The sequence below is a fragment of the Arachnia propionica genome, from assembly GCF_003932785.1.
GTDB lineage: Bacteria > Actinomycetota > Actinomycetes > Propionibacteriales > Propionibacteriaceae > Arachnia > Arachnia propionica_B.
The window spans coordinates 12,728-32,562 of record NZ_RQYT01000011.1 but is presented as its reverse complement, the minus strand read 5'-3'; the positions used below and the strand labels follow the sequence as shown (position 1 = coordinate 32,562).

Sequence of the window (19,835 nt, the reverse complement as noted above, 5' to 3'; positions counted from 1 at the left end):
TGTTCCCACTGGGAGACGAGCTCCGGGAGCGTGGCGGGGCGCGTAGGATGCCGCGCATGACTTCCTTGCCCGATGCCCGCGGTCACTTCGGTCGATTCGGTGGGACCTTCGTCCCGGAGGCGTTGCGCGCCGCCCTCGCCGAGTTGGAGGCCGAGTTCGAGGCGGCGCGCAAGGATCCCGATTTCCGGGCCGAGCTCGCCGACCTCCAACGCAACTACGCGGGGCGACCCACCCCGGTGACGGTGGCCCGCAACTTCTCCCGCGAGTGCGGCAACGCCACGATCCTGCTGAAACGGGAGGACCTCAACCACACGGGCGCCCACAAGATCAACAACGTGCTCGGCCAAGCCCTCCTGACCCGACGCATGGGCAAGAAACGCGTCATCGCCGAGACCGGCGCGGGCCAGCACGGGGTCGCAACGGCGACGGCCGCGGCCCTGCTCGGCCTCGAGTGCCGCATCTACATGGGGCAGATCGACACCGAACGCCAGGCCCTCAACGTGGCCAGGATGCAGCTGCTCGGAGCCGAGGTCCACGCCGTCGCCTCCGGCTCCCGCACCCTCAAGGACGCCATGAACGAGGCAATGCGGGACTGGGTGTCCACCGTCGAGCACACCCACTACCTCATCGGCACCGTGGGCGGCCCCCATCCCTTCCCCTACCTGGTGAGGGAACTCCAACGCGTGATCTCCACCGAGGCCAGACAGCAACTCCTCGACGAGCACGGCGGCCTGCCCGACTGGGTGGTCGCGGCCGTCGGCGGCGGCTCGAACGCGATCGGAGCCTTCGCCGACTTCATCCCCGACCCAGAGGTGGGGCTGCTCGGCATCGAGGCGGCCGGCGACGGTGTGGAGACCGGGCGGCATGCCGCGACGATCCTCGCCGGGCGGCCCGGGGTACTGCACGGTGCCCGCACCTACATCCTCCAGGACGAGGACGGCCAGACGATCGAGTCACACTCCATCTCCGCAGGTCTCGACTATCCCGGGGTCGGCCCCGAACACGCATGGCTCGCCGACACGGGACGGGCCAGCTACGAACCGGTCACGGACCACGAGGCCATGGATGCGTTCCGGCTGCTCAGCCGCACCGAGGGCATCATCCCGGCCATCGAATCGGCGCACGCCGTCGCAGGAGCCCGACGACTCGGGCTGCGACTGGCGGAGGAGCAACCCGGGACGGAACCACGGATACTCGTCTGCCTCTCGGGCCGAGGGGACAAGGACGTGGCCACCGCCTTCGACTGGTTCGACATGCCAGGGATCCCGGATCGCACCGTGGGAGGACTCGAATGAGCAGCTTCACCGACCCCGCCCGACTCGGCATCTCCGGCAGGGTCATCGCCCGGTGCCGCGACGAGGGCAGGGCCGCCTTCATCGGCTACCTCCCCGTCGGCTACCCGACCGTCGACGGCGGCCTCAGGGCCTTCCGGGCGCTCGCCGAGTCGGCGGACATCGTCGAGATCGGCATGCCCTACACGGATCCCTTCCTGGACGGCACGGTGATCCAGCACGCCACCACCCGCGCACTCCAACGTGGGGTTCGGACCACCGACGCCCTTCGCGCCGCCGAGACCGTGGCGGAGGCGGGGCGGACCCCCGTCGTGATGACCTACTGGAACCTCATCGAGCAGTACGGGCCCGACTCCTTCGCGCGGGACCTCGCTGCCGCCGGCGGGGCAGGCGTCATCACCCCGGACCTCACGCCCGACGAGGCCGAGGAGTGGTTCGCCGCCACGGATGCCCACGGCCTCGACCGGATCTTCCTCATCGCGCCGTCCAGCACGCCCGAACGGATCGCCATGACGATGGCAGCCTGCCGTGGCTGGGTGTACGCCACCAGCGTCATGGGGGTGACGGGGGTCAGAACCACCACCTCAGCCGCGGCCCCCATCATCGCCTCCCGGGCCCGGGAGATCGACCCGGGGCTGCCGGTCGGGATCGGTCTCGGCGTAGGAACCGCCGCGCAGGCGGCGGAGGTGGCCAGGTACGCGGACGCCGTCATCGTCGGCTCCGCCCTCGTGCGGTGTCTCGGACCGGACGGTGAGGATCTTGACCAGGACCTCGACCGGTTGACCCGCCTCACGGCAGAATTGGCCGCAGGAGTCAAGCAGTAGGAGAGTGCCGTGACCCAGCCCGGTCCCGACCCACGGTTCAACGCCCCCCACGGTCAACCACCCCAGGGGTGGTACCCCCCGCAGCAGCCTCCTGCCCCACCCCCCGGCCAGCCCCCTTCCTTCTCCTATCCGCCTTCCGGGCCGATGCCGCCCATGCCACCGAACGGGGGATGGCACCAGCCCCCTCCCGGCCCGCCCCCGCCCTCCGATGGCAACACGGGGCTCATCGTGGCTCTGGTCGCGGTGCTCATCGTTGCCGCGGTGCTCGTCGGGTACGTGCTCTGGCCGAAGGGGGAGCAGACCGCTGAACCGCCAGCGGCCTCCCCGTCGCAGTCCCCCTCGGCACCGGCATCGCCTACCACCAGTGAGGAACCTCCCAGCCCCTCCGCCACCTCCGCTCCGAGCACCGCAACAGGGACGACCGTGCCGCCGGCGACCAATGCGCCCGCGTCCGGGGAGGCTCCTCCCGTGGTGCCGAGTGACCTCCCGACGGTCAACCCCGACATTCCGGCGGCAACCCCGACCGAGGCAGGTCCCGACCCCCTCAACCCGGGCTACGATCCGGAGAAGGGGCGAGGAGGGTTCAAGGAGCCCCGGGCGGAGCGCCCCCCGATCGAGGCACCCGACGCCACCCCGGCCCAGGAGTGGCCGACCATCGCGGACCCCGGCCCGTGGACCGGGTCCTGGCAGCAGGTGGTCGGGGAACGCGGCCGCTACGCAGTTCCCGCCGACTGGGTCGTCGACATCGATGTCCTGCGTGGTTACGACACGATGGCCAAGACCCTCATCGTCAGGGATTCATCGGTGTTTGGCAAGGACCAGTGCCAAGGAGAGGATCTTGCCTTCGTGGGCACCATGAAGCCGATCGAGGGGAAGCGTCAGGATGCCCTGGCCGAGTTCATGGCCAGTTCGTGGTCCCTGCTCATCAACACCCAGTGGGAAGGGGACTACTATCTCGTCCCCGAACCCGTGACGATGGAGTTCCCCTTCGCCGATGGGGTGAAGGGATACCTGTCCACCGTGACCTTCGTGCCGAAGCACCCCGGCGAATGTGACTTCCCCGCCATGCGGGTCTCCGTGGTGACCCGCTCGGGCGGTGATCCATCTCAGATCGCCGTGATGGTCATGGTCAGCCGAGTGGGCAAGGAGGGCGAACTGGGGCTGACGCTCGAACGCCAGATCCTCAGTTCCTACGTGCCCAACTGAATCACCGTTGGAGCAGGGCCAGCACGGCCTTGACCCGACGGTGCACCGAGGCGTCCGGGGCGAGCCCCAGCTTGCTGAAGATGCGCTGGGTGTGTTTCTCCACCGCCCCCTCGGTGACGACGAGGCGAGCGGCGATACCCGCGTTGGTGTGCCCCTCCGCCATCAGCTCCAGCACCTCCTTCTCCCGAGGGGTGAGGGTGGCCACCGGATCCTGGGCACGCCCGCGACGCAGCGCCCGCGAGACCACCTCCGGATCCAGCACCAGCCCACCCTCGGCCACCCGGGACACGGCGTCGAGGAAGGTACCGAGGTCCGAGATCCTGTCCTTCAACAGATACCCCAGGTGCGCGTCCCCGGTGGCGAGGAGATCCGCGACATAGGCGGGGACCACGTACTGGCTCAGCAGCAGCACCGGGGCCTCCGGCCAGCGGGAGCGGATGGCGACGGCGGCCCGCAGCCCCTCATCCGTGTGACTGGGCGGCATCCGGATGTCCGTGATGACCAGGTCGGGACGAAGGTCGAGTGCGGTCTCCACCAGGGTCTCCCCGTCGCCGACGGTGGCGACGATCTCGTGCCCCTCCTCGAGGAGGATCAGATTGAGCCCCTCGCGCAGCAGCACCGAGTCGTCAGCGGTCAGGATGCGCATGGGATGACTGCCTCCAGGATCGTGGGCCCTCCGGCGGGGGACGCCACCGTCAGGGTACCGCCCAGCCCTTGGAGCCGTTGCTCCAGTCCGGCCAGACCGTGTCCCTTGGCGAGGTCCGCGCCACCGGCACCGTCATCGGCGACGGTGATCTGCACCGCATCCGGCTCGCCGAGGACCTCAACGAGGATCCGCTGGGCACCGGAGTGCTTGTTGGCATTGGTCAGGGCCTCGGCAACGACGAAGTAGGCGGCCTGTTCCACGTGGGGTGGCAGGGCCAAGGAGGTGACGCTGCACCGTGCGGGGATGGTGGAGTTCGCCACCACCTCCTCCACGGCTGCGGCGAGGCCACGGTCGACCAACACCGGAGGGGCGATGCCCCGGGAGAGGTTCCGCAACTCGGCCAGGGTGTCCTGGGTCTGCTGCATCGCCTGGACCAGCAGATCCTCGGCGGTCTCCGGGGAGGTGGCCATCTTCCGGCGGGCCCGGGCCAGGTCCATGTTCAGCCGCACCAGCCGCTGCTGGGGGCCGTCGTGGATGTCCCGCTCCAACCGTCGTAGTGAATCCGCCTCTGCACGGTGCGCGGCCTGCCGGGAGTCGAAGAGGTCGTCGTAGCGCTGCTCCTGCCGGGCACGGGAGTTGAGCAGGAACTCACCCACCCCTGACTGGAGCGAGGTCAGACCCGCGATGGCGGCGGGGCCGAGACGTACCGCCGCGAACCCCAGTAGCAGGTAGAGGCCGATGTCGACCAGCCATGCCATCGGTAGCCCGAGCAGTTCCCCGATCCCCATGCTTCCGTCGAGATGCCCGAGCGGCCCGTTGAACAGCAGGACCATGATCGGCCCCAGCACGGAGCCGACAGCGAGAGTGAGGAGGATGATGGTCAGCGACCAGGTCAACACCGAGGTGATGAAGGCCAGCGCCACCCAGGCGACATCCAACCAGCTCTGTGGGTCGGTGAGCAGGATCCGGAGTCGCTGGAGCCTGGATCCGTGAGCAGGCCGGTACACCAGCTGAGGTGCCGGTGCGCCGCCCAGGAGGGTGTGCATGACCTGCCGTTCGGCGGTGGCGCAGGCGCGGGCGAACAGCAGCCCGGCCGCCAGGATGAAGGCCCCGAACACGAGGATCGAAACCCCCAACCCCAGGGTGACGAGGGTGACGGTGACGGTGAACGCCGCCAGATGCAGGGGGAGACCGAGGAGCAGGTAGCCGAGACGACGCCAGGTGATTGCGTTCCATGATGGAGTGGTCATGGGTCAAGCCTTCTCCTTCGAGCCACCGGGGACCATCCCGCTGGCTGGTGTCTGTGATGTTCGGGCCACCCCGAACACCGACCAGCATGCCTGACGGCAAAACGGGGCGGGAGGGGTAGGGTTGGGCACCGGCCGATGGAAGAGGAGTTGGCGTGGCGGATTCGTTCGTGCACCTGCACTGTCACACGGAGTTCTCGATGCTCGACGGGGCGGCCCGGATCCACGACCTGTTCGCCGGAGCCGAACGCATGGGGATGCCCGCCCTCGCCATGACCGACCACGGCAATCTCTTCGGCGCCTACGAGTTCTACAAGGCCTCGAAGAACTACGACGTCAAACCGATCATCGGGCTCGAGGCGTACCTCACCCCGCGCACCCACCGGTCGGAACGCAAACGGGTCCAGTTCGGCGACGGCACGGGCGACGACGTCGCCTCCAAGGGCGCCTACACCCACATGACGATGTGGGCCTCCGACCAGGCCGCCATGCACAACCTGTTCAGGCTGAGCTCGCGGAGTTCGCTGGAGGGGTTCTTCTACAAGCCACGGGCCGACCGGGAACTCCTCAACGACTATGGCAAGGGGCTCATCGCGACGACCGGCTGCCCCTCGGGCGAGGTCCAGACCTTCCTCAGGCTCGGGCAGTACGACAACGCGCTCGCGGCGGCGGCCGAGTTCCGGGACATCTTCGGGGCGGGGAACTTCTACGTGGAACTCATGGACCACGGTCTGGAGATCGAGAACCGGGTCAGGCAGGACCTGCTGCGGTTGGCCAAGGAACTCAAGCTCCCGCTGGTGGCCACGAACGACCTGCACTACGTCCACGCCCACGACGCCGACGCCCACGACACCCTGCTGTGCGTGTCGGCCGGCTCCCGGAAGGCCCAGACGGACCGGTTCAAGTTCGACGGCTCCGGCTACTACCTCAAGAGCCCCGAGGAGATGCGGGCACTCTTCAGCGAACTCCCGGAGGCCTGCGACAACACCCTCGCCATCGCGGAACGCATCGAAACGGCCTTCGAGGAGGGCATGGGCACGTTCATGCCCCGCTTCGACTGCCCCGACGGGGAGGACGAGGACTCCTGGTTCCACAAGGAGGTGGACCGTGGCCTGCACGAGCGCTACCCGGACGGGATCCCGGACGAGGTGGTGGAGCGGGCCGCCTTCGAGTCGGGGATCATCGCGAAGATGGGGTTCACCGGTTACTTCCTCGTCGTCGCCGACTTCATCAACTGGGCCAAGGACAACGGCATCCGGGTGGGGCCGGGGCGTGGCTCCGGTGCCGGATCGATGTGCGCCTACGCCCTGAGGATCACCGACCTCGACCCCATCGAGCACGGCCTGCTCTTCGAGCGCTTCCTCAACCCGGAACGGGTCTCCATGCCGGACTTCGACATCGACTTCGACGATCGTCGTCGCGGGGAGGTCATCCAGTACGTCACCCGCAAGTACGGCTCCGACAAGGTCGCCCAGATCGTCACCTACGGCTCCATCAAGGCCAAGGCTGCGGTCAAGGACGCCTCCCGGGTCCTCGACATGCCCTACGCGGTGGGGGAGAAGATCACCAAGGCCATGCCCGCCGACGTGATGGGCAAGGGCGTGGCCCTGCCGGACCTCTTCAACGAGGAGCACAAGCGGTACGCCGAGGGCTCGGAGTTCCGGGACCTGTACAACTCCGACCCTGACGTGCGCACCGTCGTCGAGGCGGCCAAGGGCATCGAGGGGCTGAAACGCCAGTGGGGGGTCCACGCCGCCGGGGTCATCATGTCGAGCACCCCGCTCCAGGACGTCATCCCCGTCATGAAACGGGAGTCCGACGGGGCGATCATCACCCAGTTCGACTACCCCGGATGTGAGTCCCTCGGTCTGATCAAGATGGACTTCCTGGGGTTGCGGAACCTCACCGTCATCGACGACGCGGTGCGCAACATCAAGATCAACAAGGGCATCGACGTGGTGCTGGAGGATCTGCCGCTGACGGACCCCGCCACCTATGAACTGCTGCAACGCGGCGACACACTCGGGGTGTTCCAGCTCGATGGCGGCCCCATGCGGGCGCTGCTGCGTTCCATGCAGCCCGACTGCTTCGACGACATCTCCGCCGTCGGCGCGCTGTACCGCCCCGGCCCGATGGGTGCCGACTCGCACAACAAGTACGCCAGACGCAAGACGGGTCGCGAGGAGGTCGAACCCATCCATCCGGAGCTCGCGGAGGCCCTGGAGCCGATCCTTGGGGAGACCTACGGCCTGATCGTCTACCAGGAGCAGGTGATGGCCATCGCCCAGCAGCTGGCCGGGTACACGCTGGGTGGCGCCGACATGCTCCGCCGCGCCATGGGCAAGAAGAAGAAGGCGGAGCTGGACGCCCACTACGAGCGGTTCAGCAACGGCATGAAGGAACGGGGGTTCCACCAGGAGCCCATCGACGTGCTGTGGAACATCCTGCTGCCCTTCTCCGACTACGCGTTCAACAAGGCGCACTCCGCCGCCTACGGTGTGGTCTCGTACTGGACCGCCTACCTCAAGGCGAACCATCCCACCGAGTACATGGCCGCCCTGCTTCAGTCGGTGCGCGACGACAAGGACAAGTCCGCCGGGTACCTCGCCGAGTGCCGTCACATGGGGATCAACGTGCTGCCCCCGGACGTCAACTCGTCCGAGATCGCCTTCACCCCGGTCGGCAAGGACATCCGCTTCGGTCTGGGTGCGGTGCGCAACGTCGGCGACAAGGTGGTGTCGGCCTGGACGACGGAGCGTGCCGAGGTCGGTCCGGCGAGGGACTTCAACGACTTCCTCGACAAGGCGCCGCTGCTCATGTGCAACAAGCGGGTCATCGAGTCGCTCATCAAGGCCGGTGCTTTCGACGAGCTCGGCCACACCCGACGCTCCCTCATGGAGATCTACGAGGAGGCGGTGGACTCGGTCATCGACCTGAAGAAGAACGAGGAGAACGGACAGTTCGACCTCTTCGGCGGTCTGGAGGGGGAGAGTTCGGGCGGGGTTGACCTCAAGGCGGTACCCGATCTTCCCGAGTGGGACAAGCGCACCAAGCTCGCCTTCGAGCGGGAGATGCTGGGGCTCTACGTGTCCGATCACCCACTCAACGGTCTGGAACACGTGCTGCTCCAGCACGGCAAGCATTCCATCGGTTCGCTGTTCGGCGAGGGGGGTGCCCGGGGGGAGACCACCGTCTGCGGGCTCATCACCCACGTCAACCGCAAGGTCAACAAGTCCGGCGCCTTCTACGCCATCATCACCCTCGAGGACCTCGACGCCGCCATCGAGGTCACGGTGTTCCCCCGGGTCTACGATGCGGTCGCCCACTGTCTCGCCCCTGACACCATCGTGGCGGTGCGTGGCACCGTCGAGGACTCCGAGGACCGGGTCCGGATGCGTGCCGCGGACGTCCACGCCCCCCAGGTGAACGCGGAGGGAGGGGTGGGTCCTGTCGTGCTGACGCTGGCCTCGGTACGCTGCACCCCGGGCGTGGTCACCAACCTCAAACAGGTGCTGTCCGGTCACCCGGGCAGTGCCGAGGTGCATCTCCAGTTGCGTTCCGGCAGCAGCCACACGACCTTCCGGTTGGGGGACGGCTTCAAGGTGGCGCCGAGTTCCCCGCTGTTCGCCGATCTCAAGGCACTGCTGGGTCCGAGCGCGGTCAGTTTCGGGAAGGGGAGCTGAGATGAGTGAGTCCCTACCGACCCGGGCCCGACCCGCATGGACGTGGTCGGCCCTCTGGTTCACGGTCTTCGTGCTCGGGATCTCCGCCCTGGCGGCCGGAGCCTGGGCCGTGTTCGCGCATCGGCCGAGTTATGTGGTCACCGAGGAACTCGGCGCCTACCTCAGCGAGCGGGGGCAGGCCGACGTGTTCTCCTCCGACGCCCTCTACGTGGGGCTCGCCGCTCTGTGCGGGCTCTTGACCGGGGTGGTCGCCTGGGTGAAGTTCAGGGACACCGGCTGGCTGGTGTGTGTCCAGGCCATCCTCGGCGGTTTCGCGGCTGCCCTGGTGATCTGGCAGCTCGGCATGTTGTTCTCCCCGGACGACTTCGATCAACGGCTCGCCACAGCCGTGGCCGGGGACCGGGTCCCGATCGACCTGGCCCTGCACTCCCTGGCTGCCTTGCTGGTGGGGCCCTTCGGCGCCATCACCCCGGTGATGTTCTTCGCGGCCTTCTGGCCGGAGAACCCGTCCACAAGCCGATCGGCCCCGGAAGCCCGGCGTATCGCGACGGTAGACTGAGTGGTCGTGTTGCGAACCGTTGACCTGACCGCCGAGCGAGGCGACCACCGGCGGCTCATCCCGAGGTCGCCCATGGATGTCAGCCGCGCCATGGAGGCGGTGCGAGGCATCGTCGACGACGTGCGGACCCGAGGCGTCGAGGCGCTTGAGGAGTACTCGCGTCGGTTCGACCGCGTGGTACCCCCCTCGTTCCGGGTCCCGGCCGAGGTGCTGCAGCGTGCCGAGGCCGAACTCGATCCTCAGCTGCGATCGGCCTTCGAGGAGGCGATCCGGCGGCGGCGTGAGGTGGCCACCACCCTGGAACTGGACCCTGACCCCAGGCCGGCCGTCCTGGCGAAGGGCGCCGAGGTCGGGCTGCGAAACATCCCCGTGGACCGTGTCGGGCTCTACGTTCCCGGTGGTCTGGCGCCGCTGGCTTCCAGCGTCATCATGAACGTCGTCCCCGCCCAGGTCGCGGGTGTGACGGAGATCGCGGTGGCCTCCCCGCCCCAGGCCGATCACGGCGGCTGGCCCCATCCCAACATCCTCGCCCTGTGCCACATGCTGGGGGTGACCGAGGTCCACGCCATCGGCGGGGCCCAGGCCATCGCGATGTTCGCGCTCGGGGTGGAGGGGCTGTGCGCTCCCGTCGCCATGGTCACGGGCCCCGGCAACATCCACGTCGTCGCGGCCAAGCGCCTTCTCAGGGGGATCGTCGGCATCGACTCCGAGGCCGGCCCGACGGAGATCGCGATCCTCGCCGACGACCAGGCGGACCCGCGCTTCATCGCCGCCGACCTCATCTCCCAGGCGGAGCACGACCCGATGGCCGCCTCCGTGCTCATCACCGACTCGAGGGACCTGGCGGCCGCCGTGCAGCGGGAGGTCGAGGCCCAGGTGGCGACGGCGAGGCACGCGGAGCGCATCCGGACGGCCCTGACCGGGGAGCAGTCGGCGGTGCTCCTGGTGCGGGATCTCGAGCAGGGGATCGCCGTTGCCGACGCCTACGCGGCCGAGCACCTGGAGATCCACACCCGGGCCGCCGCCGAGGTCGCGGCACGGATCCGCAATGCGGGGGCGATCTTCGTCGGTCCCCATTCCCCGGTGAGCCTCGGCGACTACTCGGCGGGCTCCACGCACGTGCTGCCGACCGCGGGCTGCGCCTGCCACAGCTCCGGGCTGAGTGTGCGCTCGTTCATGCGTACCGTCCATGTCATCCACTACTCCGAGGCGGCCCTGCTGGAGATCGCCGATGGGGTCGAGCGTTTCGCCCTGGCCGAGGACCTGCCTGGCCACGCGAACGCCATCAGCGTCCGGAGGCGGCCGTGAGGGCCGGCCTGCCGTTGCGGGAGGACCTGGTCGGTCAGGAGCCGTACGGGGCCCCGCAACTGGACGCCAGGGTGGTGCTCAACGTCAACGAGAACCCCCACAGTCCCTCCGAGGCCCTCAGACGGGCCTTCGCCGAGGCCATTCACGAGGCAACTGGCCGGCTCAACAGGTACCCCGATCGGGAGGCGCTCGGGTTGAGGGAGGACCTGGCCGGGTATCTCGGGCACGGACTCCGGTCGGAGAACATCTGGGTGGCAAACGGGTCCAATGAGGTCATGACCCAGCTCCTGACCGCCTTCGGAGGTCCCGGTCGCAACGTCCTCACGTTCACGCCGACGTACTCGATGTACCCGGAGTACGCCCGCAACACGTGCACCCGTTACGTCACCGAGGCCCGACATCCCGACCACACAGTGGATGCCCCGCTCGTGCTGGAGGGGATCGAGCGGCACCGGCCCAGCGTGGTCATCATCACCACGCCCAACAACCCGACGGGGACCTCCGTACCCCCGGCGGTGATCGACGAGGTGTGCCGCCAGACGGAGGCGGTCGTCGTCGTGGACGAGGCGTACCAGGAGTTCTCGACCCAACCGAGCAGCGTCTCCCTCCTCGACCACCACGTCAACCTCGTGGTGGCCAGGACCATGAGCAAGGCCTTCGCGATGGCCGGGGGGCGGGTCGGATACCTGGCGGCGGGCACGGAGATCGTGGACGCGTGCCGGATCGTGCGGTTGCCCTACCACCTCAGCCTCCAGACGCAGGTCCTGGCCCGGGTCGCCCTGGCGCACCGGGACGAGCTGCTCGCGGGGGTGGCCGAACTGGGACGGCAGGCGCGGGAGTTCCAGGTCTGGCTCGGCCAACGCGGCTATGAGGTGGTCCCCTCCGATGCGAACTTCGTGCTCTTCGGACGGTTCCGGGATCGACACGCCGTCTGGCAGGGGCTCCTCGACCAGGGGGTCCTCATCCGGGAGACCGGTCCCGACGGGTTCCTCCGCGCCTCGGCGGGGACGGCCGAGGAGATGGCCGCGCTCCGTGACGCCCTCGTCAGCCTCCACCCGGAAGGACCACAGTCATGAGCCGCACCGCGACCTGCACCCGGACGACCAGCGAGTCCCGCATCACGGTCACCGTCAACCTCGACGGGCAGGGTCGTTCCACGATCTCCACGGGTGTGGGGTTCTACGACCACATGCTCACCGCGCTGTCCAAGCACTCCCTCATCGACATGGAGATCGCCGCCGAGGGGGATGTCCACATCGACGGGCACCACGTCGTCGAGGACACCGCCATCGTGCTGGGTCAGGCCCTGCGGCAGGCCCTCGGCGACAAGGTCGGCATCCGCCGCTACGCCGACGCCACGGTGCCCCTCGACGAGGCCCTCGCGCACTGCGTCGTGGATGTGGCGGGACGACCCTACGCGGTGTGCTCCGGTGAGCCGGACAGCCAGGTCCTGGCCCGCATCGGCGGCAGCGGCGTGCCCTATGCCGGTTCCATGACCTACCACGTCGTCGAATCGCTCGCCCTCAACGCCGGGCTGTGCATCCATCTGCGGCTGCTGGCCGGACGCGACCCCCACCACATCGTGGAGGCGGAGTTCAAGGCCCTCGCCCGGGCGCTGAGGGATGCGATCGCCATCGATCCCCGCGTCACGGACATCCCCTCGACGAAGGGTGCGCTCTGACCAGGATCGGGTTGCTCGACCACGGGTCGGGCAACCTGCACTCAGTGCGTCGCGCCCTGAAGGCGGCGGGGGCCGAGGTGGTTCAGTCCTCCTCGCGTGCGGAGCTCGAGGCGTGCGCCGGGCTCGTCGTCCCCGGGGTGGGGGCCTTCGCGGCCTGCATGGCCGGGTTGCGTTCCGCCGACGGGGAGGCGCTCGTCCGCGACTGGGTCGGCTCAGGGCGGCCCCTGCTGGGAATCTGCGTGGGGCATCAGGTGCTCTTCGACGCAGGCACGGAGCACGGTATCCGGGTGGAGGGCATCGGGGTGTGGGACGGCGAGGTGGAGCGCCTTCCCGCCCGCAGGCTGCCGCACATGGGATGGAACACGGTGACGGCGCCCCACGACAGCCGCCTGTTCGCGGGGCTCGACGGACAGCGGTTCTACTTCGTCCACAGCTACGCCTGCCTCACGCCGCCGCGGGACGCCCTCGTCAGCACCGCCGATCACGACGGGGGCTTCGTCGCGGCCGTGGAGCGGGGCAACGTCTCCTCCACCCAGTTCCATCCCGAGAAGTCCGGGCAGGCCGGGGCGCTCCTGCTGCGGAACTGGGTGGCTCAGGCCTGATCGGGGCCCAAGGCCGCCACGAGGGCCGGAAGCCCGACGGCCGCCGTGGTGGCCCAGTGCAGGTCGCAGTCCAGATCGGTCGGGTGGGGATTGATCTCCACGACGAAGGAACCGCTGCGTCGTGCCACCCCCGGGAGCGCCGCGGCCGGGTACACGATGGAGGAGGTACCGACCACGAGGGTCAGGTCCGCGCTCTGCGCCGCCGCCACGGCGTTGTCGATGTCGACGGGGTCGAGGGCCTCACCGAAGAACACGATGCTGGGCCGGAGATCCCCGCCACACCGGGGACACGGCGAGGGGGGATGCCTGAGGACGGGCTCGGACCCGGCGGGGGAGAGGTCCGGCTGACCGGGGGATCCGCAGTCGAGGCAGTGGAACCGGTCGAGTCGCCCGTGCAGGTGGGCCAGCACCTCGGCGCCGCCACGTTCGTGCAGGTCGTCGATGTTCTGGGTGACGATGTCCAGCCGCTCGAGGGACCCGCTGTGCTGCCACCGGCCCAGGGCACGGTGTCCCGCGTTGGGGCGGGTCCCGGCGACGATGCCGATCCGCCACAGGTACCAGGCCCACACCAGCTCGGGGTCGGCCCGCCACCCCTGCTCGGTGGCCATCGCCTCGGGCGACCAGCGTGCCCACAGGCCCGCCGACTCGTCGCGGAAGGTGGGCACCCCCGACTCGGCGGACATGCCCGCGCCGGTCAGGACCAGGACGCGCCGGGCCGCCCCGGCCCGCTCCACGAGGGCCTCGGGGACGAAGGAGTGAGGCTCGTTCATTCCCCCATCCTTGCACTCGCCGCAACACTTCGTGCCAGACTGTGCTGCCGAACCGGCAGCAGGAGGAACACGACACCATGACCACGACCGCACGGGTACTCGTCACCGGCTTCGAACCGTTCGGGGGCGACGACACCAATCCTTCCGAACAGCTCGTCGAGCGACTCGCCGACACCCACCCGGGGGTGGTGTTGCCCGTTGAGTTCCGGAACCTTCGGCAACGGGTCAACGAGCTGATGGAGCAGTGGCGTCCCACCCACGTCGTCTCGCTCGGGCTGTCCGCCAGGGCCACGGGCATCATCTACGAACGCGTGGCGCTCAACCTCATCGACGCCCCCATCGCGGACAACGCGGAGCAACAGCCGGTCGATGTTCCCGTGGTCGAGGGCGGTCCCGATGCTCTGTGGGTGGGTTTGCCCGTCAAGGAGATGATGGCGGCCACCCGAGCCGTGGACGTGCCGGCGGAGCTGTCCCTGAGTGCCGGGGCCTACGTCTGCAACGCCCTGCTGTACACCCTGCTCACGGAGGCCGGGCGTCGTCCGGAGGGGGATCGGCCCCGGTGCGGCTTCGTGCACGTGCCCCCGGTCGCGACCCTCGACCTCGACTCCCAGGAGCGGGGGCTCCGTGCGGCCCTGAACGTTCTCACGGGTGACGCCGTGAGGCGGTAGGGTTGCCGCTCGTGGACACATTGCAGTTGTTGCCCGCGGTGGATGTGCAGGACGGGCAGGCCGTCCAGCTCGTCCAGGGCGTGGCGGGAACCCAGAAGGAGTTCGGGGATCCGATGGCGGCGGCGCTCCGATGGCAGGAGCAGGGCGCGGCCTGGGTCCATCTCGTGGACCTCGACGCCGCCTTCGGGCGCGGCTCGAACGCGGAGTTGCTGGCCCGGATCATCGACCGACTCGACATCGACGTCGAGTTGTCGGGTGGCATCCGTGACGATGAGTCACTGCGTCGGGCGTTGGCGACGGGATGCCGGCGGGTCAACATCGGCACCGCGGCCCTGGAGGATCCCCAGTGGTGTGAGCGGGTGATCGTCGAGCACGGGGAGCGGATCGCCATCGGCCTCGATGTTCGGGGGGAGAGACTGGCCGCCCGCGGATGGACGACGGAGGGCGGGCCCTGGGCGGAGACCCTCGACCGCCTCTCGGCGGCGGGATGCCCGCGGTTCGTGGTGACGGATGTGAACTCGGACGGCATGCTGACGGGGCCGAATCGTGAACTGCTGGCTGAGGTCAGCGAACGCACCGAGGCCGCGATCGTGGCCTCCGGGGGGATATCGTCCCTCGCCGACCTGGCCGGGTTGCGGGGACTCGTTGAGGGCGCGATCATCGGGACCGCCCTGTACCTGGGGCGTTTCACCCTCGCCGAGGCCATCGACGTGGCCGGCCCCCAGCCCGAGAGGAGACCACGATGACCCCGGCGCCGCGCACCAGTTTCGGTGCCTCCGAGACCACGAGACTCCACACGCCGCCGCTGCTGACCGGCCGGATCCGGGACCTGCTCGCGGGCGAGAAGATCGCCCTGACAGGGGTCACGGGATTCATCGGGGAGCAGCTCCTCTGGAAGGTCCTCACCGAGTGCCCGGACACCCGCACGGCCGTCCTCGTGAGACGCAAGGGGTCGCTCAGCGCCGAGGATCGGGTCCGCTCCCTGCTGAGGAAGCCCGTGTTCAAGGAGGTCGTCGAGGCGGCCGGTTCCGTCGAGGAGCTGATGGCCGCGCGGGTGCAGGTCATCGAGGGTGACCTCCCCGACGTGCCGGTGCTCCCGCGCGACATCGACGTGCTCGTGCACTGTGCGGGGGACGTCTCCTTCGATCCCCCGATCGACCAGGCCTTCAAGACCAACGTGCTCGGCACCGAGGCGTTGCTGGCCCGATTCAGGGAGTCCTGCTCCGATCGGGAGGGCAACCTCGAGCGGGTGCCGCACTATGTCCACATCTCCACCGCCTACACGGCCGGGCGACGCCGCGGTCCGATCCCGGAGGCCGCGCATCCGCATTCCGTCGACTACGCGCGGGAAACCGACGCGGCACTGGCGATGGCCGCCATGGTGGAGGCCCGCTCCCGTACCTCGGAGCAGTTGACCCTGCTCCGCAAGGAGGCGGAGAAGCTGCACCGCCGCGCCGGATACCTCACCACGAGCGAGGACACCGAACGACGCCGTGTCGAATGGGTGAAGCAGGAACTCATCGCGGCGGGGACCGAACGGGCCCGTTCCCTCGGCTGGACCGATGTGTACACGTTCGCGAAGGCCATGGGGGAGGCCGTCGTCGCCGACCTGTGCCGCGACATGCGGGTGTCCATCGTGCGGCCCGCCATCGTGGAATCCTCCCTGCGCCATCCGCACCCCGGCTGGATCGAGGGCTTCAAGATGGCCGACCCCATCATCCTCGCCTACGGCAAGGGACAGCTCCCGGAGTTCCCCGCATCACCGGACGCCGTCATCGACATCATCCCGTGCGACTACGTCGTCAACGCCATCGTGGCGGTGTGCGCCACCCAGCCGGAGATCGGTCAGCCGGAGTACTACCACTGCTCCTCGGGCGCCCGGAACCCCCTGACCTTCCGCGGCATCTACGAGCACATCCGCGCCTACTTCTCGCGGCACCCCTACCGTGAGGGCCAGGACTCCTCGAAGCTCGCCACGTGGAACTTCCCCGGCCCCGAACCGGTGGAACGCAAGCTCTGGTTCGCCGGCCTCGGGGTGAACATCGGCAACCGACTGCTCAGTTTCGCCCCACGTGGCCGACGGACCCTCGGTGCCGCCAGGGCCCTTGACCGGACGGCGAAGCAGCTGGACTTCCTCAACAAGTACCTGGGGCTGTACGGGGAGTACCTGCAGTCGGAACTGCACTTCGTCGACGACTGCACCCTCGCCCTGCACACCTCCCTCCACGACGACGACAAGAAGTCCTTCGGCTTCGACTCGGCCGATCTCGACTGGACCCACTACATCGAGGAGGTCCACGCGCCGGCCGTGACGGATCCCGTTCGGCGCTTGGAGGCGGCCCGCAAACGGCGCCGGGTCCGGGCAGCCACCTACAAGGAGTTGAAGCCCTCCGAGCCGGGCACGGTGCTCGCCGCCTTCGACCTCGACGGCACGGTGATGAGGACCAACGTCATCGAGACCTACCTGTGGCTGCGGCTGCCGGAGATGAGCCTGTCCGCGCGGATGGGCGAGTTGGCGAAGGTCATCGGGCAGCTGCCGAACTATCTCGGCGCCGAACGCAAGGACCGCGGGGTGTTCCTCCGGCAGGTGTACCGACGCTACGAGGGGGCGAACCTGGCCGAGCTCGAACGATTCGTCGACGAGAAGGTCACCCCCTTCGTGCTCGACCGCACGTCCCCGGAGGCGGTCCGCCGGATCCGCGAGCACAAGGAGGCGGGACACACCACCATCCTCATCACCGGGGTCATCCGGCCGTTGACGCGTCCCTTCGAGGGACTCTTCGACCACATCATCGCGGCCGACCTCGCGACGGACGCGGACGGGGTGTGCACCGGCTTCCTCACCGGGCCCCCGATGGTGGGTGACTCAAGGGCCGCCTGGCTCACCCACTACGCCGGACTGCACGGCATCGATCTGGGGGCCTCGTTCGCCTACGCGGACAGCCACGTCGACCTGCCGATGCTGCGGACCGTCGGCAACCCGGTCGCCGTCAGCCCCGACGTCGGTCTCATGCGGGCGGCACGGACCTCCGGCTGGTCGATCATCGACTGGCCGTCCCACTCCGTTCAGCCTCGTTGGAAGTTGCCCTCATGACACGTCCAGGATTCGTCCTCACGGTCGACGAACGAACCCCCGACCTGCTGACGCTCGCCGGCAGCCGGGTGCAGCTGCAGCGCTTCCCGGCCGGGACCCAGGTGGTGTACCCGCCGGATGCCTCCCCCTCGAGCGATCCGGTGCTCCTCATCGACGGGGCCCTCGCGGCCCCCATCGCGAGTGACCCGCTACCGGCCGTGCTGCGGCCCGGGATGAAACTCACCATCGTCGTGGGGAGCGTCCATCCCGTGCAGCCCCGGATGCGTTTCGACATCCGGCGCAGCATCGTGGAACGGGTGCTGGAACATGCCGCCAGGGCCGGGGTGGACGATGTGGCCATCGTCATCGCGGCCGGTCTGACCCCCCGCTGGGCCACGCAGGACGTCGTGGCGGCCCTGGGGGATCGTGTCGCGGCGTCCTTCCTGCCCGATGGGTTCGTGCACAGCCACGACGTGGCCTCCCCGGATCTGGTCGAGGTCACCAGTGTCGATGGCCAACCGGTCCGGGTGGATCCGCGGATCGCCGAATCCGACCTCGTCGTCGTGGTCGACCTGTGTCACGGCCGAGGCGCAGGCTGCGTCCTGGCCACGGGAGCCACCGATGTGGCCACGATCAACCGGGTCGCCGGGATCGACGGTTCCCGCGACGCCGTCGACACCGTCTCGGCCGCCATCGGCAGGGCCGTCAACGTCTTCGCCATCTCCGCCGTGCTCGGCCAGCCCCTCATGCGCGGTCCCCTCGGCTTCCTCAACGAGCGGGAGTGGGAGTGGCGGTTGCCGGAACAGTTGTCCTTCGCGGCGACGCGACAGTTCATCGGTCTCATGCCGATGCATGGCTCGCACCGGCTCTACGCGGCGCCCCGGGCGGACTACGAACTGCTCGACATCGTGGCCGGGGACGCGGCCGCCGTGGTGCCCCAGGCCTCGGAGGTGTGGCACGCGGCGAACGCCGTCTCCGTCCCCACCGCGGATGTGGTCATCACCTCCGTGTGGGGCAGCAGTTTCGACCCCGGCGACCCCATCGGCTCGCCCATCAACGCCGCGCACCACGCCCTCGTCGAGCGGGTGGGCAGCCACGGCGACCAGCCCCTCGTGCGTGAGGGCGGGGTGGCGCTGGCCCTCCATCCCCTCACCCGTGCGTTCTCCAACCGCCTGCAGTCCCCGACCTCCGATTTCTTCGAGAAGGTGTTGCCGGTGACGCGGGACCCCCACGAGATCCGGCAACGTTTCGAGCCGCAGGCCCTCGAGGATGACTGGCACCTCAAGCTCTATCGGGAGCACCATGCCCACCATCCGTTGGCCGTGTTCCACTCGTGGTACCGGATCCAGGAGGTGACGTCGCGGCTGGCCGAGGTGATCTGGGTCGGTGGCTCCCGCAGTTCCGCAGCGGTGCTGGGGCATCGCGCCGCGACGACCCTCGACGACGCCCTCGAACTGGCGCGGGAACGCGCCGACGTGGAGCGGATCACCTACCTCCACGGTCCCGGTCTGGCGGCAGGGGAGTGCCGGTGATCACCTGGTTCGCCGATCTGGTCCGATTCGCCCGGACCGGGTTCGGGCTGCGCAACGGCAGGCCCGAGGGGGCGCCCCCGCGGGCCCCTCGACGTCGTCATCGGCTGGGACGCGGCGACCTCAGCGAGACCCCCAGCATGCTCAACCAGCTGGCCTGGCGGTTGGAGTACCAGGTGGCGGGCCTGGACGCGCTGAACGGACTCGACGCCCCCGTCATCCTCGCCTGCAACGAGCAGGGGGTGCTCGACTGGCGGGTCCTCAAGGCGGCCCTGCCGCCCCGGCTCCGGGCCACGATGAGGCGTCCGAACCAAGCGCTCGGTCGACAGCGGAGCGCAGTGGTGTTCTCCGAGCCGTCCGACATCGACGGGGCCGTCGGTGAGTTCTCCACGGTGCCGGCGGAGCTGGCGAACCTCCACAACGTGCCCGTCGTGCCGGTCGCCCTCGTCGGCACGTACCACCTCAAGGAGGTCCTGCGGCTGGCCCTCAAACGCCGTCCCAAGGTGTCCGTGCGATTCGGCGCCCCCATCTATGTGCGCGGTCAGTCGATCGACGAGGCCACGGCGGAACTCCAGGCCGCCGTCGGGGCGCTGTTCCATCGCAACGACGTTTCGTGGTGGTCGCTGCAGCAGCGGCGCCCGCTCACGGCGGAGGAGCCGCTGATGCCGCGGTGGCGTCGACGCTGGCAGCAGACGGCCCCTCGTCCCGGGCACGGGCCCGGCATCTGGCGGAGCCCCTAGGCAGCGA

17 protein-coding genes are annotated in these 19,835 nt (G+C 69.2%); 14 read left to right on the top strand and 3 right to left on the bottom strand.

From position 1 onward, the window contains the following. Window positions 1-56: 56 nt before the first annotated feature. The 3 genes from trpB to EII35_RS06715 all read left to right on the top strand — a co-directional run bounded on the left by trpB (window position 57) and on the right by EII35_RS06715 (window position 3,322). On the top strand, window positions 57-1,295 hold the full coding sequence (gene trpB, locus EII35_RS06725) for a tryptophan synthase subunit beta (RefSeq protein WP_125227695.1): 1,239 nt from the start codon (window positions 57-59) through the stop codon (window positions 1,293-1,295). Continuing rightward, window positions 1,292-2,116: a tryptophan synthase subunit alpha gene (gene trpA / locus EII35_RS06720; RefSeq protein ID WP_125227694.1), complete on the top strand. Its 825-nt coding sequence runs from the start codon at window positions 1,292-1,294 to the stop codon at window positions 2,114-2,116. The genes trpB and trpA overlap by 4 nt, the downstream gene beginning before the upstream one ends. Window positions 2,117-2,269: 153 nt before the next feature. Beyond that, on the top strand, window positions 2,270-3,322 hold the full coding sequence (locus tag EII35_RS06715) for a hypothetical protein (protein ID WP_125227693.1): 1,053 nt from the start codon (window positions 2,270-2,272) through the stop codon (window positions 3,320-3,322). A gap of 1 nt (window position 3,323) precedes the next feature. On the opposite strand, the gene EII35_RS06710 is transcribed toward EII35_RS06715, so the two are convergent. Next, the gene (locus EII35_RS06710; protein ID WP_125227692.1) at window positions 3,324-3,968 is read right to left on the bottom strand and encodes a response regulator transcription factor; all 645 of its coding nucleotides are present in this window, start codon (window positions 3,966-3,968) and stop codon (window positions 3,324-3,326) included. Beyond that, on the bottom strand, window positions 3,956-5,218 hold the full coding sequence (locus tag EII35_RS06705) for a sensor histidine kinase (RefSeq protein WP_125227691.1): 1,263 nt from the start codon (window positions 5,216-5,218) through the stop codon (window positions 3,956-3,958). Before EII35_RS06705 ends, EII35_RS06710 begins: the two co-directional genes overlap by 13 nt. Before the next feature lie 152 nt (window positions 5,219-5,370). Here EII35_RS06705 and dnaE point away from each other — a divergent pair, with 152 nt between their 5' ends. The 6 genes from dnaE to hisH are packed head-to-tail and all read left to right on the top strand — an operon-like array spanning window position 5,371 to window position 13,048. Continuing rightward, on the top strand, window positions 5,371-8,898 hold the full coding sequence (dnaE, locus tag EII35_RS06700; protein WP_125227690.1) for a DNA polymerase III subunit alpha: 3,528 nt from the start codon (window positions 5,371-5,373) through the stop codon (window positions 8,896-8,898). 1 nt (window position 8,899) lies between these two features. Beyond that, complete coding sequence (locus EII35_RS06695) at window positions 8,900-9,457, top strand: hypothetical protein (protein WP_125227689.1); 558 nt, start codon at window positions 8,900-8,902, stop codon at window positions 9,455-9,457. A 6-nt stretch (window positions 9,458-9,463) separates the two neighbouring features. After that, complete coding sequence (gene hisD, locus EII35_RS06690; RefSeq protein ID WP_125227688.1) at window positions 9,464-10,765, top strand: histidinol dehydrogenase; 1,302 nt, start codon at window positions 9,464-9,466, stop codon at window positions 10,763-10,765. Next, window positions 10,762-11,841, top strand: coding sequence for a histidinol-phosphate transaminase (locus tag EII35_RS06685; RefSeq protein ID WP_125227687.1), 1,080 nt, complete (start codon window positions 10,762-10,764; stop codon window positions 11,839-11,841). The genes hisD and EII35_RS06685 overlap by 4 nt, the downstream gene beginning before the upstream one ends. Further along, window positions 11,838-12,446, top strand: a complete 609-nt coding sequence (hisB, locus tag EII35_RS06680; RefSeq protein ID WP_125227686.1) for an imidazoleglycerol-phosphate dehydratase HisB — start codon at window positions 11,838-11,840, stop codon at window positions 12,444-12,446. The genes EII35_RS06685 and hisB overlap by 4 nt, the downstream gene beginning before the upstream one ends. Then, window positions 12,443-13,048 carry an imidazole glycerol phosphate synthase subunit HisH gene (gene hisH / locus EII35_RS06675; protein WP_185744217.1) on the top strand — a complete coding sequence of 202 codons (606 nt, stop codon included), beginning with the start codon at window positions 12,443-12,445 and terminating at the stop codon, window positions 13,046-13,048. The genes hisB and hisH overlap by 4 nt, the downstream gene beginning before the upstream one ends. Here hisH and EII35_RS06670 read toward each other — a convergent pair. After that, the gene (locus EII35_RS06670; RefSeq protein WP_125227685.1) at window positions 13,039-13,818 is read right to left on the bottom strand and encodes an SIR2 family NAD-dependent protein deacylase; all 780 of its coding nucleotides are present in this window, start codon (window positions 13,816-13,818) and stop codon (window positions 13,039-13,041) included. The two genes, hisH and EII35_RS06670, sit on opposite strands and share 10 nt — an antisense overlap. Before the next feature lie 77 nt (window positions 13,819-13,895). Here EII35_RS06670 and EII35_RS06665 point away from each other — a divergent pair, with 77 nt between their 5' ends. From EII35_RS06665 to EII35_RS06645, 5 genes are read left to right on the top strand one after another with little or no spacing between them, the layout of a single operon-like run. Next, window positions 13,896-14,486: a pyroglutamyl-peptidase I gene (locus EII35_RS06665; protein ID WP_125227684.1), complete on the top strand. Its 591-nt coding sequence runs from the start codon at window positions 13,896-13,898 to the stop codon at window positions 14,484-14,486. An 11-nt stretch (window positions 14,487-14,497) separates the two neighbouring features. Next, entirely contained in the window at window positions 14,498-15,232 is a 735-nt protein-coding gene (priA, locus tag EII35_RS06660) for a bifunctional 1-(5-phosphoribosyl)-5-((5-phosphoribosylamino)methylideneamino)imidazole-4-carboxamide isomerase/phosphoribosylanthranilate isomerase PriA (protein WP_185744214.1), read from the top strand. Next, on the top strand, window positions 15,229-17,580 hold the full coding sequence (locus EII35_RS06655) for an HAD-IB family hydrolase (protein ID WP_125227682.1): 2,352 nt from the start codon (window positions 15,229-15,231) through the stop codon (window positions 17,578-17,580). The genes priA and EII35_RS06655 overlap by 4 nt, the downstream gene beginning before the upstream one ends. Next, a complete protein-coding gene (locus EII35_RS06650; RefSeq protein WP_125227681.1) occupies window positions 17,577-19,091 on the top strand; it encodes a lactate racemase domain-containing protein in 1,515 nt (504 codons plus the stop codon). The genes EII35_RS06655 and EII35_RS06650 overlap by 4 nt, the downstream gene beginning before the upstream one ends. Then, complete coding sequence (locus EII35_RS06645; RefSeq protein WP_125227680.1) at window positions 19,088-19,828, top strand: lysophospholipid acyltransferase family protein; 741 nt, start codon at window positions 19,088-19,090, stop codon at window positions 19,826-19,828. Before EII35_RS06650 ends, EII35_RS06645 begins: the two co-directional genes overlap by 4 nt. Window positions 19,829-19,835 lie beyond the last annotated feature (7 nt).